Consider the following 16,276-nt stretch of genomic DNA (forward strand, 5'->3'; position numbering starts at 1 on the left):
CGGCGCCTGCGGGCGGCCCGGGGCTTGCGCCCCAGGCGGAATGGTCCGCGCCCCTGGACCGAATTGGGACAAAGCGCCGGCCGCCTGTGCGCGGACCGGACGCTAGCGGTCCGCGGTTGCGGAGCCGTGAACGAGAGGAGCCCGCCTTGAACGCCCTCGACGTCGCCCGCGGCGCCTACGCGCGCCTGCCCCTCGACACCCGGCTGCAGCTCGGCCGGGTGCTGCGCCACGTGCCCTCCGGCCTGAAGTACGGCGGCACCTACCGGGCGTGGCGCGAGCGCATCCGGCGCGCCGCCGCCGACCCGGCCTTCGCGGCGGCCGAGCAGGACGCCGCGCTCCTCGCCCTGGTGACGCGCGCCCGCGAGGCGAGCCCGGCCCACCGCGCCCGGCTCAGCCCCGTCCTCGGCCGCGGCCCCCTGGACGCCGACGCGGTGCGGGCGGCGTGGCACCGCATCCCGATCCTCACCGGGTCAGAGGCGGTGGCGCTCGGGCGGGCGCTCTGCACGGTCGATCCCGCGCGGCTCGACGAGTGCGTCACCGGCGGCTCCTCGGGGCGGCCGGTGCGCTTCTACCTCGACCGGGGCCGCTCGCCCGTGGAGTACGCCTTCGTGCACGAGGCCTGGGCGCGGGCCGGCTTCACGCCGGGCGAGACCCGGGCGGTCTTCCGCGGCGTCGACATCGCCGGTCCCTCGCACATGCACGAGGAGCCCGCGCTCGGGGAGCTGCGCTGCTCGGTCTTTCACCTCTCCGATCCGGTGATGGCCGGCTATCTCCGGGCGATCCGCCGGAGGGGCATCGCCTTCCTGCACGGCTACCCGTCCGCGCTCTCGATCTTCGCCGCCTACGTGCTGCGCGCGCACGGGCCGCTGTCCCAGATCCGCGGCGTCCTGCCGGCCTCCGAGCGCATCCCGGCCCCGTTCCGCAGCACGATCGAGCGGGCCTTTCCGGAGGCGATCCTCGCCCCCTTCTACGGCCTGAGCGAGAAGGTCGCCTTCGCCACCGAGGTCCCGGGCTCGCCCGACCATTACGCCTTCTCGCCCCTCTACGGGCTCGCCGAACTCGTGGATGCCGACGGGGTCCCGGTCACCGAGCCCGGCCGGCGCGGGCGCCTCGTGGCGACCGGCCTGCTCTTTCCGGGCATGCCGCTCATCCGCTACGAGACCGGCGACGAGGCGGAACTCGTCGAGCCCGCGACCCGCGAGAACGGCCGCCGGCTCACGATCCGCCACATCGTGCCGCGGCACGGGCAGGACTACCTCGTCGGGCGCTCGGGCATCCTCGTCCCGCTCTCGGGCATGCTGCAGGTGGACGAGGAGATCCTCGGCATCGGCGAGTTCCAGTTCGTCCAGACGGAGCCGGGCCGGGTGATCCTGCGCATCGTGCCGCGCGGGGGCAGCGTGCCGGACTTCACCGGGTACCTGCTGCGGGCCAACCGCAAGGCGGCCGGCGAACTCGACCTGACGCTGGAGATCGTCGACCACATCCCCACGACGATCCGCGGCAAGCGCAAATTCATCGACCAGCGCCTGGCGCTGGCGCAGGACGCCGAGCGCCTCACCGTGGAGGCCTGGGACACCGAGCCGGCCTGACCGGCCGTCCGGACGATCGGTTCCGACCGCCCCCGCGATGGCGCCGGGACGATCGTCAGGCCGACCGCGCGGCCTCGGCGTAGACCGCGCGCAGGCGCTCGGCCAGCGCGTCGAGGGTGAAATGCTGCTCGTAGAGCTGCCGCGAGGCCACCTGCATGCGCCCGAGCCGGGCCGGATCGTCGATCAAGCCGGCGAGCGCCCGGGCGACGGAGTCGGGGTCGCGCTCCACGATCACGCCGTTGAGGCCGTCGCGGACCACCGCCCGGGTCTCGGCCACGGGCGTCGCCACCAGGGCGGCGCCCGCGCAGGCGCCCTCGATCAGCGAGAGCGGCATGTTCTCGGCCTCGGAGGGCAGCACGACGACGTCCGCCTCGGTCATCAGCCGGTGCACCTCGCCCGACGGGAGCCAGCCGGTGAAGCGCACCCGCTCGGCGAGGCCCGCCGCGCGCACCTGCGCGGCGCAGGTCTCGACCGCGCCGTTCCCCGCGATGGTGCAGGTCCAGGCTCCCTGTCGCCCGAGCCGCGCCAGGGCGTCGATCAGCACGGGCACGCCCTTGCGGGTGCCGACCTCGCCCGCGAACAGGATCCGCACCGGACGCTTCGGGTCGGCGGCGATCTTGGGGAGGCGGAGCGAGGAGGCGAAGTCGGGGATGCCGTTCGGCACGATGCGAAGGCGCTCGGGCGCCACGCCGGCCTGGGCGACGAACCGGTCCCGCGAGACCTCGCCGAGCGCGATCACCCGGTCGGCGGCGCGGCACAGGGACAGGAAGAGCCGCCCGGAAAGATCGCGCCGGGCGATGCCGTCGAGGGGGAACTGGCCGTGGAAGTGAAGCACCACCGGGCAGCCGGCGCGGCGGGCGAGGGCCGCGAGCACGCGCTTGCGCACGAGGCTGCCGCCGGTCGCGAAGTTGATGTGGACGAGGTCCGGCCGGAATCGCGCCAGCGCCGCCGCGAAGGCGAGCGCCCGTCCGGGAAAGGCCGCGATCCAGCCCGCCCCTTCCGCCTCCCCACGGCCCGCGAGGTAGCGCATCGTCACGCCGTCCTGCTCGGCGAGGCGCCCGCCCTCCCGCAGGTAGAGGTAGAGGCGGTCGATGCCGCCCTTGCCGTCGGGCCCGGAGGGCGTGACGCACAGCACCCGCAGGGGCCGGGCCGGCGCGCCGGCCCGGAGCACGCGCGGGGCGGCCGGCGGAGCCTCGGCAAGATCGATCACGGGCAGCCTCCGCGGACGGAACGATGCCGCACCCTGTCTGTCGCCGGGTCAAGAAAGTCTTACGCCGATCCTCGACGGGTTCGGGATAGGCTCCGTCAGGTCTTCCGGCACCTCGGCCGATCGGATGCGGAATGCATCGTTCGCGCGATATTAACCGGCGCGGGCGTCTCCTGTGCCGGACCAGGGCCGTCGGCGGATCGGAACGGGGCAGCGGGGCGGCGATGAGCGGGATCGGATCTGTGCCGGCGGCGCGGCCGGATCATCCGGCGACGCCGCTCCTGACGGCGCTCTTCCTGGCCTACGGCGCGCTGCTGCTGATGCGCATCGGCCTCAACGGGCGCCTGCTCGACCTCGCCATCAACTACACGGCGGATGGCGGCTCGATCGTCGAAAAAATCCACCCGACCTTCTGGGGCTTCCTGGCGGTGGGCGGGATCGCGCTCGTCAGCTTCCGGATCACGCTCGACGCCTGGGAATTGCGGGTGGTGCGCGCGCTGCTCGCCTTCTGCGGCGCGGTCAGCGGGCTGCTCGCCTTCGCGGCCATGACCGGACGCAGCGCCTCGGTCGGCTACCTGCTCGATTCCTACGTCGCGCTCATCGTCTTCGTGCTCGTCTTCGTCTTCCCGGTGCCGTGGCGGCGCGCCCTCGGGCACGCGCTGCTCGGCTACATGGTGGCGGGCGCGCTGCTGGCGATCGTGGAGTTCGCCCTGCGCTTCCGGGTGATGCCCTTCAGCGAGGGCGAGGCGGTGTTTCGCCCCACCGGCCTCACGCCGCATCCGCTCGAACTGGGGCTGTGGTGCGCGGTGGGCATCGGCTTCACGGCGGCCGGGGACTGGTCGCGCCGGACCAAGCTCGTGGCGGGCGGTCTCCTGCTCCTCGGCTGCGTGGTCTCGGGCGCGCGCCTCGCCACGCTGGTGGCGGGGGTCTGCACGGTGCTGGTGCTGGTCCGCGGCATCGGCGCCGGCCTGCCGCCGCAGCGCCGGCGCGAGCGCCAGATCCTCGTGGTGCTGGGCGTCCTCCTGATCGGGCCGCTGCTGCTCGGCGGGCTCGCGGCGGCGGGCGCCTTCGGGCGTTTCGCCGGCGGCGTGGCGGACGACAACGCGATGGCGCGCATCCGCGTCTACGAGGTCTTCACCCTGATGTCGTGGCACGACCTGCTGCTCGGCGGCGACATCAACGCCATCGTGAAGCTCGTGCGCGAGCGCTACGACCTCCCCTACATCGAGAGCGCGCTCGTCATCTTCGTGGTGCAGCTCGGCATCCTGGGCACCGTGATCCTGCTCGGCATGCTGGCGCGGCTCGTGCGCATCATCCTGATCGGCGCGGCGTGGCCGGTCACGATGGCGGTCATCGCCTTCTTCGCGGTCGCGCTGAGCAACAACGGGCTGGCGACGAAATCGTCCTCGGTCTTCCTGATGCTCGGCCTCGCCATCACCCTCCACTCCTCCCCCGCCTCCGCGCGCCCCACGGTCGCGAGAGCCCGCCGATGCTGAACGCCTCCCGCCTCTCCGGCGCCGATCCGGTCGCGTCAGCCCCGCCCGATCCCGCCGCGTCCGGCCTCCGGCGCATCCGCGTGCGCCTCGATCCGCAGCGCCTGTGGCGCTGGCAGCTCTGGCTCCTCGACGCGCTGGCGGCGCGCCCCGGCGTCACGGTCGAGGTGGAGGCCGTGCCCGGGCGCCCCTACCCGGCCGCGCTGCGGCTCCTCCTCGCGCTGGAGCGGCCGATCTTCCGCATCCGGGGCGAGCAGGCGGCCGACCTCCTCGATCCGGCAATCCTGGCCGGCGCGTGGCCGGGCCCGCAGGGCGTTCCCGACCGCACGATCGACCTCGCGGGCGCGCCCGGCGACGGCGTCCTGGCGCCGCTCTACGACGGCGAGGCCGGCGACGAGGCGCTGATCGGGGCGATCATGGAGGGCCGCGCGCTGGGGCTCTCCTTCGCGGGGGCGAGCGCGGCGCTCGGGTCCGAGCTGCGGCCGGCGATCGAGAGCCGCACCGTGCTGACGCGGGCGCTCAACCGGGTCTTCTCCACGGTCCTGTCGCTCTGCCTCGCCGAGGCCGCACGGTCGCCGGCGACCGCGGGAGGCGTCGCCGCGCCAGCGCGCCCGGTTGGCATCGGGGCGGTCGCAGCCTTCGCGGCCGGCACGCTCGCCCGCAAGGCGGGGGATCGCCTCACCGCCCTCTGCACCCGCGCGCCGCGCTGGCGCGTCGGCTGGCGGCACCTCGCCCGCGAGGAGGATTTTCTGGGCCACACCCGGCGCCTGCCGGAGACAGGCTACGCGGTGCTGCCCGAGGACGGCCGGCGTTACTACGCCGACCCGTTCCCATTCTCGGCCGAGGGCCGGCGCTGGCTCTTCGTCGAGGAATACTGCTACGCCCGCCAGAAGGGCCTGATCTCGGCGGCCGAGGTGGCGGAGGGCCGCGTCGGCCCGATGCGCCCGGTGCTCGAAGAGCCGCACCACCTCTCCTACCCGTTCGTGTTCGCGCATGACGGGGCGGTGTTCATGATCCCGGAGAGTTCGGTCTGCGGCCGGGTGGAGCTCTACCGCGCCCGCCGGCTGCCCGACGCCTGGGAGCGGGTGGCGGTGCTCCTCGACGGAATCGCGGCCTCCGACGTGACGCTCACCCGCGCGGGCGGCCTGTGGTGGATGTTTGCCGGCACGCACCCGCACCAAGCCTCGGTGCGCGACACCCTGAGCCTCTTCCACGCTCCCGACCTCCTCGGCCCCTGGACGCCGCACCCGCTCAACCCGGTGGTGGTGGACCTGCGCCAAGCCCGGCCCGGCGGGCACGTCTTCGCGTCCGGCGGGGCCCTGTGGCGCCCGGTGCAGGACGCCACGGAGGGCTACGGCTCGGCGCTGGGCCTGTGCCGCGTGGACGAGATGACCCCGCACGCCTACCGCCAGACGCTCGCGGCGACGATCCGGCCCGGTCCGGCCTGGGCCAAGCAGGGTCTGCACACGCTCAACCGCGACGGCCTGTTCGAGGCGGTGGACGGGATGTTCTGACGACGGCACGGCCCTCGCCCGCCGCGTCGTCCGGCCCCCGGCGGGATCCCGCCTCAGTTCCGCGTCAGCAGATGCGCCAGCAGCGCGCGCAGCTGCGCCGGCTTGATCGGCTTGTGGATCAGTTCGCAGCCCACCGCCCGCACATGCGCCTCGACCTCCGGGGAGTGGTCGGCGGTGGTCACCACCGCCGGGATGGCGCTGCCGTGGATCGTGCGCAGCCACGTCACGGTGTCGAGGCCGCAGGCGCCGCCGTCGAGGTGGTAGTCGGCGATGATCAGGTCGGGGACCCAGGTGGAGCCGGGCATCAGGCGCATCAGGCTCAGGTGGTCGCGGGCGGCGAGCGCGTAGGCGTCCCAGTGCTGAAACAGCCGCGCCAGTGCTTCGAGCGCCGCACGGTCGTTCTCGATCACCGCGATGCGGGCGCCCGTGAGGCTCGTCGGCAGGACCACCGGCTGCACGGGGCGCGGCGCCTCGGGAGCGGCCCGCGGCAGCATCAGGGTGAAGCGGGAGCCGTGGCCGACCCGCGAGGCGAGGGTCAGGCGGTGGCCGAGCGCCTCGGCGGAGCGGCGCACGATCGAGAGGCCGAGACCGAGCGCGATCTCCCCGTCCACGCTCTCGCGCCCGCCGCGATGGAATTCCTCGAAGATCAGGTCCCGGTCGGCCTCCGGGATGCCGGCGCCCGAATCGATCACGTCGATGCGCACCGCATCGCCCCGCGCGCGCGCCGCCACCAGGACGCCGCCGGTCTCGGTGTAGCGGATGGCGTTCGAGACGAGGTTCTGCAGGATGCGCTGCAGGAGCAGCAGGTCGCTCGACACCCAGAGGCCGCCGGGCCGCACCGCGAGCCGCAGGCCCTTGCGGGCGGCGAGCGGCCCGAAGCTCGCCTCCACGCTCGCCATCACGTCCGCGACCTTGAGGCTGCGGGGGACCGGCTGGATCAGGCCGGCATCGAGCTTCGAGATGTCGAGGAGCGTCTTGATCAGGTCCTCGATGGTCTGGAGGCCGCGCTCGACCTGGCCGACGATCGCCTGCGCCTCCGTGCCGGCCGAGAGATCGCCGAGCGCCGAGAGCGAGAGCCGCGCGGCGTTGAGGGGCTGGAGCAGGTCGTGGCTCGCCGCGGTGAGGAAGCGGGTCTTCGAGCGGTTGGCCCGCTCGGCCTCCTCCTTGGCGGCGGTGAGCGCGTGGTTCGAGCGCTCCAGGCTGCGCATCAGGGCGGTGAGTTCCTCGGTGCGCGCCCGGACCTGGCCCTCGAGGGTGATCGCGGTCTGGAACAGCGAGTAGGCGGTGCCGCGCTGGTCCATCGACCGCTCGACCTGCGACATCAGGGCGGCGTTGATGCGCTCCAGCTTGGCGATGCGCCGGTGCAGCGCCTCGGTGTCGTCCCGGCCATCGAGGGGAGGCGTGCCGTCGCGGAGGCCGACGCCCACGGGCTGGCTCATGGACTCGCTCACGGAGCGGCTTGCCGGCCGATCGCGATGCCGGTGAAGGTCTGGTTCAGGTGCATGGAGCGGAACTGCTCGCCGTAGGTCTCGAAGCCCACCACGTTGTAGCGGCGGTAGAGGTCCGAGATGCTGTGGCGGACTTGGTGAAGCTCGGCGTCGAGGCGGCGCAGCACGCATTCGAAGCCGATGACGAGGTCGAGGCCGCCGAGATTGGCGTCGAGCCGCGCGAGCTCCTCGCGGGTCGCCTCGACGATGTCCTTCTGCCGCGCCAGGGTGAGCACCACGCCCTCGTCCACCGCGCAGTGGAAGCTGAGCGACCCGTCCGGGTTGAGGTGCCGGATCGAGCGGCAGAAGTAATCGCCGCCGATGCGCACCACCAGCGGGTTGGCCGCGAATCGGGCGGGCGAGAGCGCCTGGAGCGGCAGGCCGAGGGCGCGGGCGTACTCGGCCGCCGCCGGCTCGGCGTTGAGTTCGCGCACCGCCCGGCTGTCGTGGTCGGTGTCGGTGACGACGAACTTGACCTCGGTCGGCTCGAAATTGTGGTTCTTGAAGATCTCCACCGGGAAGTCGGTCTCGACGAGGAGCAGGACCGCCGCGCGCCGGTGCACCGCCCCGTCGTGGATGAGCGCGGTGTCGCTGAAGGTGAGTTCGTCCCCCGCCGAGCCGCCGACGAGAGGAATGCCGTCGAGCCCCGTCGCGACGGCCGAGATCACCGCCTCCTCGGAATTGGCCAGCCCGTCGATGAGGGTGATGGCGAAGCGCTGCCCCCCCTGCCCGATCGCGTCGAGATCCGCGCGCAGGGTCCGGATCGAGGCTGCGGCGCGCTCCGCATCGAGGTGGCCGATGCGTTCGAGCAGTGCCGTGGCGATGCGGAAGCCCTCCCGCGGGAAGGCCACCGCCACGAGGCCGCGCGCCAGGCCGCCCATCGGGCTGATCTCGCCCGAGGAGGTGCAGCCCGAGACGCGCACGCCCGGGAAATGCCGCCCGAACGCCTCGGCCAGCGCCTCGACCCCGTAGGTCGGCGAGAAGAAGATGATGAGGTGTGCCACCCGGCCGCATTCGAGCGCGGAGGCCAGAGCCGCCACCGCCGTTTCCGCCGCGGGCTCGTCGGTCCAGGCCGTCTGAATGCCGCACAGGTGGGAGCACGAACGCGTGCCCTGCGCCACTGTTTCTCTCCCAGGCCCGGCCGCGCGGCCGGGTCGGCGCATTATGCGGCGCGGGGCGGATCGTTGCAACGGCGGCGCGCGGTCAGGGCAGGGTGCGCAGGCGCAGCCGGTGCGGCAGCTGCGCCTGCGCTGGGGATCGGGGCGACGATCGCCCCCGCGATCGGCGGTCGCACCCGAAGAGCGCGCCCGCCAGGATGCCGGCCCCGATCCCGCCTGCTTCGCGGCGACGTTTCCTCCGACCGCTGAGATCTCCACGATAGGGCCGACTCGCTCCGGGAGACTATTGGACCAAGGTGCAGAACCTTCCGAGACGTTGCGTCAGATGTTCTGCTCGTACCAAAGCACAGTAGGACCAGACCTCACGTCCATGCTAAGCCGGCGGCACAGTGAAGCGGGTCGTATTTAGTCAGTATTCACAGACACCGTCGGGGCGTCGCATCCCGGGACGACCGTCCGGGATGACGCAGCGTCGATCCAGTCCGGCCGGGCCGTGCGGGAGTGACCTGCCGGATTCGGATCCGGGGCGAAGGGAGACGGGCCTGACGCCCGCCGTTCCGGATCCCCGGCAGCAAAGGGAAATCGCAGTCCGATGGTGGGATTGACCCGTCCGGCCAACCATGTGCTTCCTCAGTACGGGAGGACACCGGACGACACGCCGGCGCCCGTCGCGGAGGGGTCGGACATGCACCTGATGATCGTCGACGATCACCCGCTTTTTCGGGAAGCGCTGACGAGCGCCGTGCGCCTCGCCTTCCCGGCGGCGGCCGTGGAGGAGGCGGACGGCATCGACAGCGCCTGCGCGGCGCTCTCGCGCCTGCGCTCGGTGGACCTCACGCTCCTCGACCTCACCATGCGGGGCGTCAACGGCTTCGACGGGCTCATCGCCATCCGCACCCGGTTTCCCCGCATCCCGATCCTGGTGGTTTCCGGGCTCGACGACCCGCGCATCGTGCGCGAGGCGCTGAGCCACGGCGCGGCGGGATTCGTTCCCAAGGCCGCCGGCAAGGCGGTGCTGACCCGCGCCATCACCGACGTGCTCAACGGCTCGGTCTTCGTGCCCGAGGGCATGGGCGGTCCCGAGGGCCAGGCGCCCCGCAGCGGCAAGCCGCCGATCGCCGAGCGTATCGCCGAACTCACGCCCCAGCAGGTGCGGGTCCTGCTGATGATCCGGCAGGGCAAGCTCAACAAGCAGATCGCGCACGAACTCGGCGTCGGCGATTCCACCGTGAAGGCCCACGTCTCCGAGATCCTGCGCAAGCTCGGTGTCATCAGCCGCACCCAGATCGTCATCGAGACCGCCAACCTCGATTACGAGCACATCCTGTCGGAGCAGACGTCGGGCTAGGGCCTGCCGGCTACGGGAGACTGCTTGCTCGCAGGACTTGCGGCAAAATCGGAGCACTCCGCCCCTCCCCTTTCCCGGACGACTGGAGCGTCAGCGGAAGGAGATCCGGGATCAAGGAGAGATGCGCCGCGGAGCTGCTCTGCTTTTGCACCGCTGCAGACAGCCGGTCGCTTCGCGACATCTTGCGCTGGACCCCGGATCTCCTTCCGCTGACGCTTCAGTCGTCAGGGGAAGGGTGCGTGCGAGCCTACCTGACTGAGTTGGCCGGCTCATCCGACCCGCGACTTCATCGGAAGACGGCCACGAGAGGGGTCGCGTGCGCCTCGCCAGCGGATGCCCCTCTAACTCCGCACCGCGCTCCTGAAGGCGGCCGACAAGGCCGCGAGGGCGTGGCGCGGCTGTCCGCTCCTGACCCGCGTGTGGAGCAGGATCGGCAGGCGCGGCAGGGCGGGCAGGCCGAGCCGCGCTCCCACATCGACGACGCCGAGGGGCAGCATGCGGGGGGCCAGCGCCGCCACGCCGAGGCCGGCCGACACGGCCGCCGCGACGGCCGCGACGCCGCCGCCGACGAAGGCCTCGGTCCAGGGTATGCCGGCCTCGTCGAGGAGGCGCCCGGCCATGGCGCGCACGCCGCACGGCTCGGCGAGGGTCGCGAGCGGCAGGGGTTCGGCCGCGCGCGGCTGCCAGCCGGGTGCGGCGAACCACCCGAACCCCTCCTCCGCCAGAACCTCGCCGTCGTCCCGGCCGAAATGGAGCCGGGCGATCACCACATCGAGCTCCCGACGGTCGAAGCTCTGGAGCAGATCGCCCGAGGAGCCGATCCTGATCTCGATGAGAAGCTGCGGGTCCTGCCCGTTCATCCGGGCGATGAGGGCCGGGAGATCGGGGCCCGCGACGTGGTCGCTGATGCCGATCGCGAGGCGCTGCCGCGTCTGCGCCAGCACCGCGAGGGCGCGGTCGTGGGCCTCGACGAGTTCGCGGGCGCGCTCCAGGAAGACGGCTCCCTGCGGAGACAGTTGCACGTAGCGCGGCGTGCGGTCGAGCAGCCGGCAGCCGAGCCGGTGTTCGAGCCGCTTGACCCGGAGGCTGATCCCGGCCTGCGTCGTCCCCGTGGCTTCGGCGGCGCGGGTGAAGCTCGCCAGCTCGGCGACGTGAATGAAGGCCCGGACCGCGTCGAGATCGAGGGGAGCCACTATCATCACACGACACTATTTCTGAAATGACCGGAGATAGCGTATCGAAATGAAAGGGCGGCGTCTACATCGGCGGCGAGCCAGAGGGAGACCCGCCATGCCGCTCACCTTCATCTCGATGCGCGCCGGACAATCCGATGCCTACCGCCAGGCGATCTTCGACGGCCTGTACCGCGCGATGCGCGAAACATTCAGCGTGCCGGACGACGACCAGTTCATGACCATCACGGAGCACGATGCCGTGACCTTCCGCTACGGCGCCACTTACGGCGGCATCGATCGCAGCAGCGACGTGATCTTCGTTCAGATCAGCGCCATGAACACCCGGACGGCCGAGCAGAAGAAGGCGCTCTACCGCCGGATCGTGGAGCTTCTCGGCGAGGATCCCGGCATCCGGCCGGAGGACGTCCTGATCAACCTCGTCGAGGGCGCCCGGGAGAACTGGTCGCTCGGCCGCGGCCTCGCGCAATACGCCTGATGCCGGATCGGGGCGGCCGGCCAGCCGGACCGCCGCGAGCCGCGTCCTGCCGCAACGGCACGCCCGTACAATGCAGCCGGCGCTACATTCGGCGCCGGGAGGTCTAGCCGCACGTCGAAAAGGACCTACCATTGCTGAAATCTTAACGGCCGTCGCGGCCGATCCCGGGAGCGAGACGCCCATGACCGCCATCCGGAACCACGGGCCGTGGGCCCTCGTCGGCGCCCTCGGCGCCGCCGCCCTCGCGGTGGTCGCGACCACCCGCGGCGAGAGCGTCAACGCGCTCTGGATCGTCGTCGCGGCGGTCTCGATCTACCTGATCGCCTACCGCTATTACTCGCTCTACATCGCCCAGCACGTGATGCGGCTCGACCCGAACCGGCCGACCCCGGCGATCCGCCACAACGACGGGCTCGATTACGTGCCCACCGACAAGTACGTGCTGTTCGGGCACCATTTCGCCGCCATCGCGGGGGCCGGCCCGCTGGTCGGCCCGGTGCTCGCCGCCCAGATGGGCTACCTGCCGGGCTTGCTCTGGATCCTGGCCGGCGTGGTGCTGGCGGGCGCCGTGCAGGACTTCATGGTGCTGTTCGTCTCGATGCGCCGCGACGGGCGCTCGCTCGGCGAGCTGATCCGGGCCGAACTCGGCACCATTCCGGGCATCATCGCGCTGTTCGGCGCCTTCATGATCATGGTGATCATCCTGGCGGTGCTGGCGCTCATCGTCGTCAAGGCGCTGGCCGAGAGCCCCTGGGGCACCTTCACGGTGATGGCGACCATCCCGATCGCCATGCTGATGGGCGTCTACTCGCGCTGGATCCGGCCGGGCAAGATCGGCGAGGTGTCGATCCTCGGCTTCGTGCTCCTGATGCTGGCGATCATCTACGGCCAGACGGTCTCCACCGACCCGACCCTGTCGGCGATGTTCACCTTCACGGGCACGCAGCTGTGCTGGATGCTGATCGGCTACGGCTTCGTCGCCTCGATCCTGCCGGTCTGGCTGCTGCTCGCCCCGCGCGACTACCTGTCGACCTTCCTCAAGATCGGCACCATCGTGGGCCTCGCGCTCGGCATCCTCGTGCTCGCCCCGCATCTGCAGATGCCGGCCGTGACCAAGTTCGTGGACGGCACCGGCCCGGTCTGGTCGGGCTCGCTCTTCCCGTTCCTGTTCATCACCATCGCGTGCGGCGCGGTCTCGGGCTTCCACAGCCTGATCTCGTCCGGCACCACCCCGAAGCTGATCGACAACGAGGTCAACGCCCGCTTCATCGGCTACGGCGGCATGCTGATGGAGAGCTTCGTCGCCGTGATGGCGCTGGTCTCGGCGAGCGTCATCGATCCGGGCGTCTACTTTACCATGAACGCGCCCGCGGCCGTCGTCGGCACCACGCCGGAGACCGCCTCGGCGGCGGTGACCAAGATGGGCTTCCCGATCACCCCCGAGACGATCCAGCAGACCGCCACGGATGTCGGCGAGCACACCATCATCTCCCGGGCGGGTGGGGCTCCCACGCTCGCGGTGGGCATGGCCCACATCATCTCGAACGTCGTCGGCGGCAAGGCCATGATGGCGTTCTGGTACCACTTCGCCATCCTGTTCGAGGCCCTGTTCATCCTCACGGCCGTGGATGCCGGCACCCGGGCGGGCCGCTTCATGCTGCAGGACCTGATCGGCGTCGCGGTGCCGGCCTTCAAGGACACCGCCTCGTGGGGACCGAGCATCGTGGCCACCGCCCTCTGCGTCGGGGCCTGGGGCTTCTTCCTCTACCAGGGCGTCACCGACCCGCTCGGCGGCATCAACACCCTCTGGCCGCTGTTCGGCATCTCCAACCAGATGCTCGCCGCCATCGCGCTCACGCTGTGCACGGTGGTGATCTTCAAGATGAAGCGCGAGCGCTACGCCTGGATCACCATCGTGCCGACCCTCTGGCTGGTGGCCTGCACCCTCACGGCCGGCCTGCAGAAGGTCTTTTCCGCCGATCCGCGCGTCGGCTTCCTGTCGCACGCCGACCGCTACGCGACCGCGCTCGCGGAGGGCAAGGTGCTGTCCCCGGCCAAGGACCTCGACCAGATGCGCCAGATCGTGTTCAACGACCGCATCGACGCGGTGCTCGCCGTGCTCTTCGTCGCCGTGGTGGTGTCGATCGTCGCCTTCGGGGTGAGGTCCTGCATCACCGCCTACCGGGCCCGGACCTGGACCGCCCTGGAATCGGATCCCCGGGGCGTTCCGGCGCCGGCGGAGTGAGCGTCATGGCGCTGCCATCCGACGCCCTGCGCGAGCGCTGGGCCAATCTCACCAAGTGCGTCTGCGACGGCGCCCGGCTGATGGTCGGCCAGGGCAACTACGACGTCTACGTCGCGCATATCCGCCAGACCCACCCGGACCGGGAGCCGATGACCCCGACCGAATTCTTCCGCGACCGCCAGAATGCCCGCTTCGGCGTCGGCGGCCGCGGGGGATTCCGCTGCTGCTGAGGAGGGCTGCCCCGGTCCCCGGCCGCGTCGGCGGGTGATCCGCCTGAGGGCGCGGGGCCGCCCCGCCCTCAGACCAGCACCGGCTGCGAGACCTGCGCGCCGACCGCGAAGACGCGCTTGTAGCGATCGACCTCCTCCTCGGGGCCGAGCGCCTTAGTGGGGTTGTCGGAGAGCTTCACGGTCGGTCGGCCGTTCGCCGAGATGACCTTGCAGACGATCGAGATCGGATCGAGCCGCCCGTCCGGCACGAGGCCGCGGAAGTCATTGGTGAGCAGCGTGCCCCAGCCGTAACCGATGCGCAGGCGGCCGTGGAAATGGTGATGGATCGCCTCGATCGTCTCGACGTCGAGGCCGTCCGAGAAGATCGCGAGCTTCTCGCGCGGGTTGCGTCCGCTGTCGCGCCACCAGCGGATGACCTCTTCGCCGCCCGCGATCGGGTCCTTCGAGTCGATGCGAATGCCGGTCCAGTCGGCCATCCAGGCCGGGCCGTTGGCGAGGAATCCGGTGGTCCCGTAGGTGTCGGGCAGGATCACCAACAGGTTGCCGGCGTAATCCTGCTGCCAGTCGGCGAGCACCGCGTAGGGGGCGTCGGCGAGCGCCTGGTCGCTCTCGGCCAGGGCCGCGTAGACCATCGGCAGCTCGTGCGCGTTGGTGCCCACCGCCTCGATGTCGTGGCGCAGCGCGATCAGGCAGTTCGACGTGCCGAGGAAGGAGGTCCCCAGGCCCTCGATCATCGCCTCCACGCACCAGTCCTGCCACAGGAAGCCGTGGCGCCGCCGGGTGCCGAAATCCGCGATGGACAGATTCGGCAGCACCTTCAGCCGCTCGATCTTTTCCCAGATCCGGGTCATCGCCCGGGCGTACAGCACCTGCAGGTCGAACTTGCCCATGCCCTTGAGCACCCCGCGCGAGCGCAGTTCGTTCAGGATCGCCAGGGCCGGCACCTCCCACATCGTGGTCTCGATCCACGGGCCGTGGAAGGTCAGGACGTATTGCCCGTCCTGCTTCTCCAGCAGGTAGTCGGGGAAGCGGAAGTTCTCCAGCCAGTCCATGAAGTCCGGCGAGAACATCTGCCGCTGGCCGTAGAAGGTATTGCCGCGCAGCCACGTCGACTCGCCGCGGGTCAGCCGCAGGGAGCGGCAATGGTCGAGCTGCTCGCGCAGTTCGCCCTCGTCGATCAGGTCGGCGAGGCGGATGCGGCTCGTGCGGTTATGGATGCCGAAGGTGACGGCGACGTTCCGATGGCGGCGGAAGATCGTCTGCGCCATCAGGAGCTTGTAGAAATCGGTGTCCAGCACCGAGCGGATGATCGGGTCGATCTTCCAGGTGTGGTTGTAAACCCTGGTGGCGAGGTCGAGCATCACCCGTGCCTGACTGGTCCGGCGCCGCGAGCCGTGCGGGGCGGGCAACCCCGCACGGTTCTCCGGCCCGAGTCAAGCTTGGACCCGGCGGTCGGGCCTCAGTGGGCCGCGAGGTCCACGGCCTTCTTCTCGGGCTTGGGCGACTCGCCCGTCACCGCCGCCTTCACGTAGCCGTAGAGGTGCAGCATCGTGGCGTTGGGGCTGTCCCAGTACTCGCCCTTCTCGGGATGCACCCGGATCAGGGTCACCGAGGGATCGTCCTTGCCCTTGGGAAACCACGTCTTCAGGCTCTCGTTCCACTTGGAATCGATCGTGGCCTTGTCGCGCACGATCTCGGCCTTGCCCGATACCGAGACGTAGTTCTGGCTCGACGGGTCCGAGTAGGCGAGGTTGACCTGCGAATCGCGGCTGATCTCGCCGGTCACCGGGGCGTCGACCTTGGCGAAGAACCAGAGGTCGCCCGCCTCGTCCGCCTCCTGGTTCCACATCGGACGGCTGCGCAGCTGGCCGTCGGAATCGACGGTCGTCATCATGGCGACCTTGACGTCCTTGATCAGGCTGAAGAGTTTCTTCGCGCCCTCGTGATCGCGGTGGCTGCCCTGGTGCATGATCATCCTCTCTCCGGTTGGCCGCGCATGCCCCGCGCCGCTGGTCGGCGCGGGCCGACGGCTCGTGCGAAACTGCGGGACAACCGGCGAGGCCCGGCTTTGTTTCGAGGGCGGGGGACGCTCGCCGGGAGCAGGCATTCCTCTATGTCACGACCCGCGGCGCCTGGGCCGCGATGGGAGACCGTGGAATGAAGATCAGTGCGCGCAACGTCCTGTCGGGCACCGTGAAGGCGGTCCGCAAGGGCACCACCACGGCGCACGTGACGGTGGAACTGCCCGGCGGACAGGTCGTGACCGCGGCGATCACCAACGAGGCGGTGGACGATCTGGGCCTCGCGCCCGGCAAGACGGCCCACGCCGTCGTGAAGTCGAGCGACGTGATGATCGCGGTGGACTGACCGCGCC

Annotated in this window: 14 protein-coding genes; 8 read left to right on the forward strand and 6 right to left on the reverse strand. The window is 71.2% G+C overall.

Annotated features, from left to right (window positions below; all coding sequences use genetic code 11):
* Positions 1-146: 146 nt before the first annotated feature.
* Positions 147-1,589, forward strand: coding sequence for a phenylacetate--CoA ligase family protein (locus ACKUB9_RS26995; RefSeq protein ID WP_407524070.1), 1,443 nt, complete (start codon positions 147-149; stop codon positions 1,587-1,589).
* Positions 1,590-1,644: 55 nt separating this feature from the next.
* Here ACKUB9_RS26995 and ACKUB9_RS27000 read toward each other — a convergent pair whose 3' ends face one another.
* Positions 1,645-2,799 (reverse strand): glycosyltransferase family 4 protein, encoded by a 1,155-nt coding sequence (locus ACKUB9_RS27000; protein WP_407524072.1) that lies wholly within the window; start codon positions 2,797-2,799, stop codon positions 1,645-1,647.
* Positions 2,800-3,020: 221 nt separating this feature from the next.
* Here ACKUB9_RS27000 and ACKUB9_RS27005 point away from each other — a divergent pair, with 221 nt between their 5' ends.
* A complete protein-coding gene (locus tag ACKUB9_RS27005; protein ID WP_407524074.1) occupies positions 3,021-4,292 on the forward strand; it encodes a VpsF family polysaccharide biosynthesis protein in 1,272 nt (423 codons plus the stop codon).
* The gene (locus tag ACKUB9_RS27010; RefSeq protein ID WP_407524076.1) at positions 4,286-5,803 is read left to right on the forward strand and encodes a glucosamine inositolphosphorylceramide transferase family protein; all 1,518 of its coding nucleotides are present in this window, start codon (positions 4,286-4,288) and stop codon (positions 5,801-5,803) included. The genes ACKUB9_RS27005 and ACKUB9_RS27010 overlap by 7 nt, the downstream gene beginning before the upstream one ends.
* A 53-nt stretch (positions 5,804-5,856) precedes the next feature.
* Here ACKUB9_RS27010 and ACKUB9_RS27015 read toward each other — a convergent pair whose 3' ends face one another.
* Together ACKUB9_RS27015 and ACKUB9_RS27020 are read right to left on the reverse strand one after the other, a co-directional pair.
* Positions 5,857-7,125 carry a hybrid sensor histidine kinase/response regulator gene (locus ACKUB9_RS27015; protein ID WP_407524160.1) on the reverse strand — a complete coding sequence of 423 codons (1,269 nt, stop codon included), beginning with the start codon at positions 7,123-7,125 and terminating at the stop codon, positions 5,857-5,859.
* 125 nt (positions 7,126-7,250) lie between these two features.
* Positions 7,251-8,411: an FIST N-terminal domain-containing protein gene (locus ACKUB9_RS27020; protein WP_407524078.1), complete on the reverse strand. Its 1,161-nt coding sequence runs from the start codon at positions 8,409-8,411 to the stop codon at positions 7,251-7,253.
* Positions 8,412-9,093: 682 nt separating this feature from the next.
* Here ACKUB9_RS27020 and ACKUB9_RS27025 point away from each other — a divergent pair.
* A complete protein-coding gene (locus ACKUB9_RS27025) occupies positions 9,094-9,756 on the forward strand; it encodes a response regulator (protein WP_407524080.1) in 663 nt (220 codons plus the stop codon).
* Positions 9,757-10,097: 341 nt separating this feature from the next.
* Here ACKUB9_RS27025 and ACKUB9_RS27030 read toward each other — a convergent pair whose 3' ends face one another.
* Positions 10,098-10,955, reverse strand: a complete 858-nt coding sequence (locus ACKUB9_RS27030) for a LysR family transcriptional regulator (RefSeq protein ID WP_407524082.1) — start codon at positions 10,953-10,955, stop codon at positions 10,098-10,100.
* Positions 10,956-11,046: 91 nt separating this feature from the next.
* On the opposite strand from ACKUB9_RS27030, the gene ACKUB9_RS27035 reads away from it, so the two are divergent.
* The 3 genes from ACKUB9_RS27035 (at position 11,047) to ACKUB9_RS27045 (ending at position 13,902) form a co-directional block, all read left to right on the forward strand.
* Positions 11,047-11,427: a tautomerase family protein gene (locus ACKUB9_RS27035; protein WP_407524084.1), complete on the forward strand. Its 381-nt coding sequence runs from the start codon at positions 11,047-11,049 to the stop codon at positions 11,425-11,427.
* Between the two features lie 181 nt (positions 11,428-11,608).
* Positions 11,609-13,672: a carbon starvation CstA family protein gene (locus ACKUB9_RS27040; protein WP_407524086.1), complete on the forward strand. Its 2,064-nt coding sequence runs from the start codon at positions 11,609-11,611 to the stop codon at positions 13,670-13,672.
* Between the two features lie 5 nt (positions 13,673-13,677).
* Entirely contained in the window at positions 13,678-13,902 is a 225-nt protein-coding gene (locus ACKUB9_RS27045; RefSeq protein ID WP_407524088.1) for a YbdD/YjiX family protein, read from the forward strand.
* A gap of 68 nt (positions 13,903-13,970) precedes the next feature.
* Here the strand turns inward: ACKUB9_RS27045 and pncB are convergent, their stop codons facing one another.
* On the reverse strand, positions 13,971-15,263 hold the full coding sequence (gene pncB, locus ACKUB9_RS27050) for a nicotinate phosphoribosyltransferase (protein WP_407524162.1): 1,293 nt from the start codon (positions 15,261-15,263) through the stop codon (positions 13,971-13,973).
* Positions 15,264-15,361: 98 nt separating this feature from the next.
* Positions 15,362-15,871, reverse strand: coding sequence for a pyridoxamine 5'-phosphate oxidase family protein (locus ACKUB9_RS27055; RefSeq protein ID WP_407524164.1), 510 nt, complete (start codon positions 15,869-15,871; stop codon positions 15,362-15,364).
* Positions 15,872-16,059: 188 nt separating this feature from the next.
* Here ACKUB9_RS27055 and ACKUB9_RS27060 point away from each other — a divergent pair, with 188 nt between their 5' ends.
* A complete protein-coding gene (locus ACKUB9_RS27060; RefSeq protein WP_407524090.1) occupies positions 16,060-16,269 on the forward strand; it encodes a TOBE domain-containing protein in 210 nt (69 codons plus the stop codon).
* The last annotated feature ends 7 nt before the right edge of the window (positions 16,270-16,276 follow it).

Source organism: Methylobacterium oryzisoli, assembly GCF_046557895.1.
Classification (GTDB): domain Bacteria; phylum Pseudomonadota; class Alphaproteobacteria; order Rhizobiales; family Beijerinckiaceae; genus Methylobacterium; species Methylobacterium oryzisoli.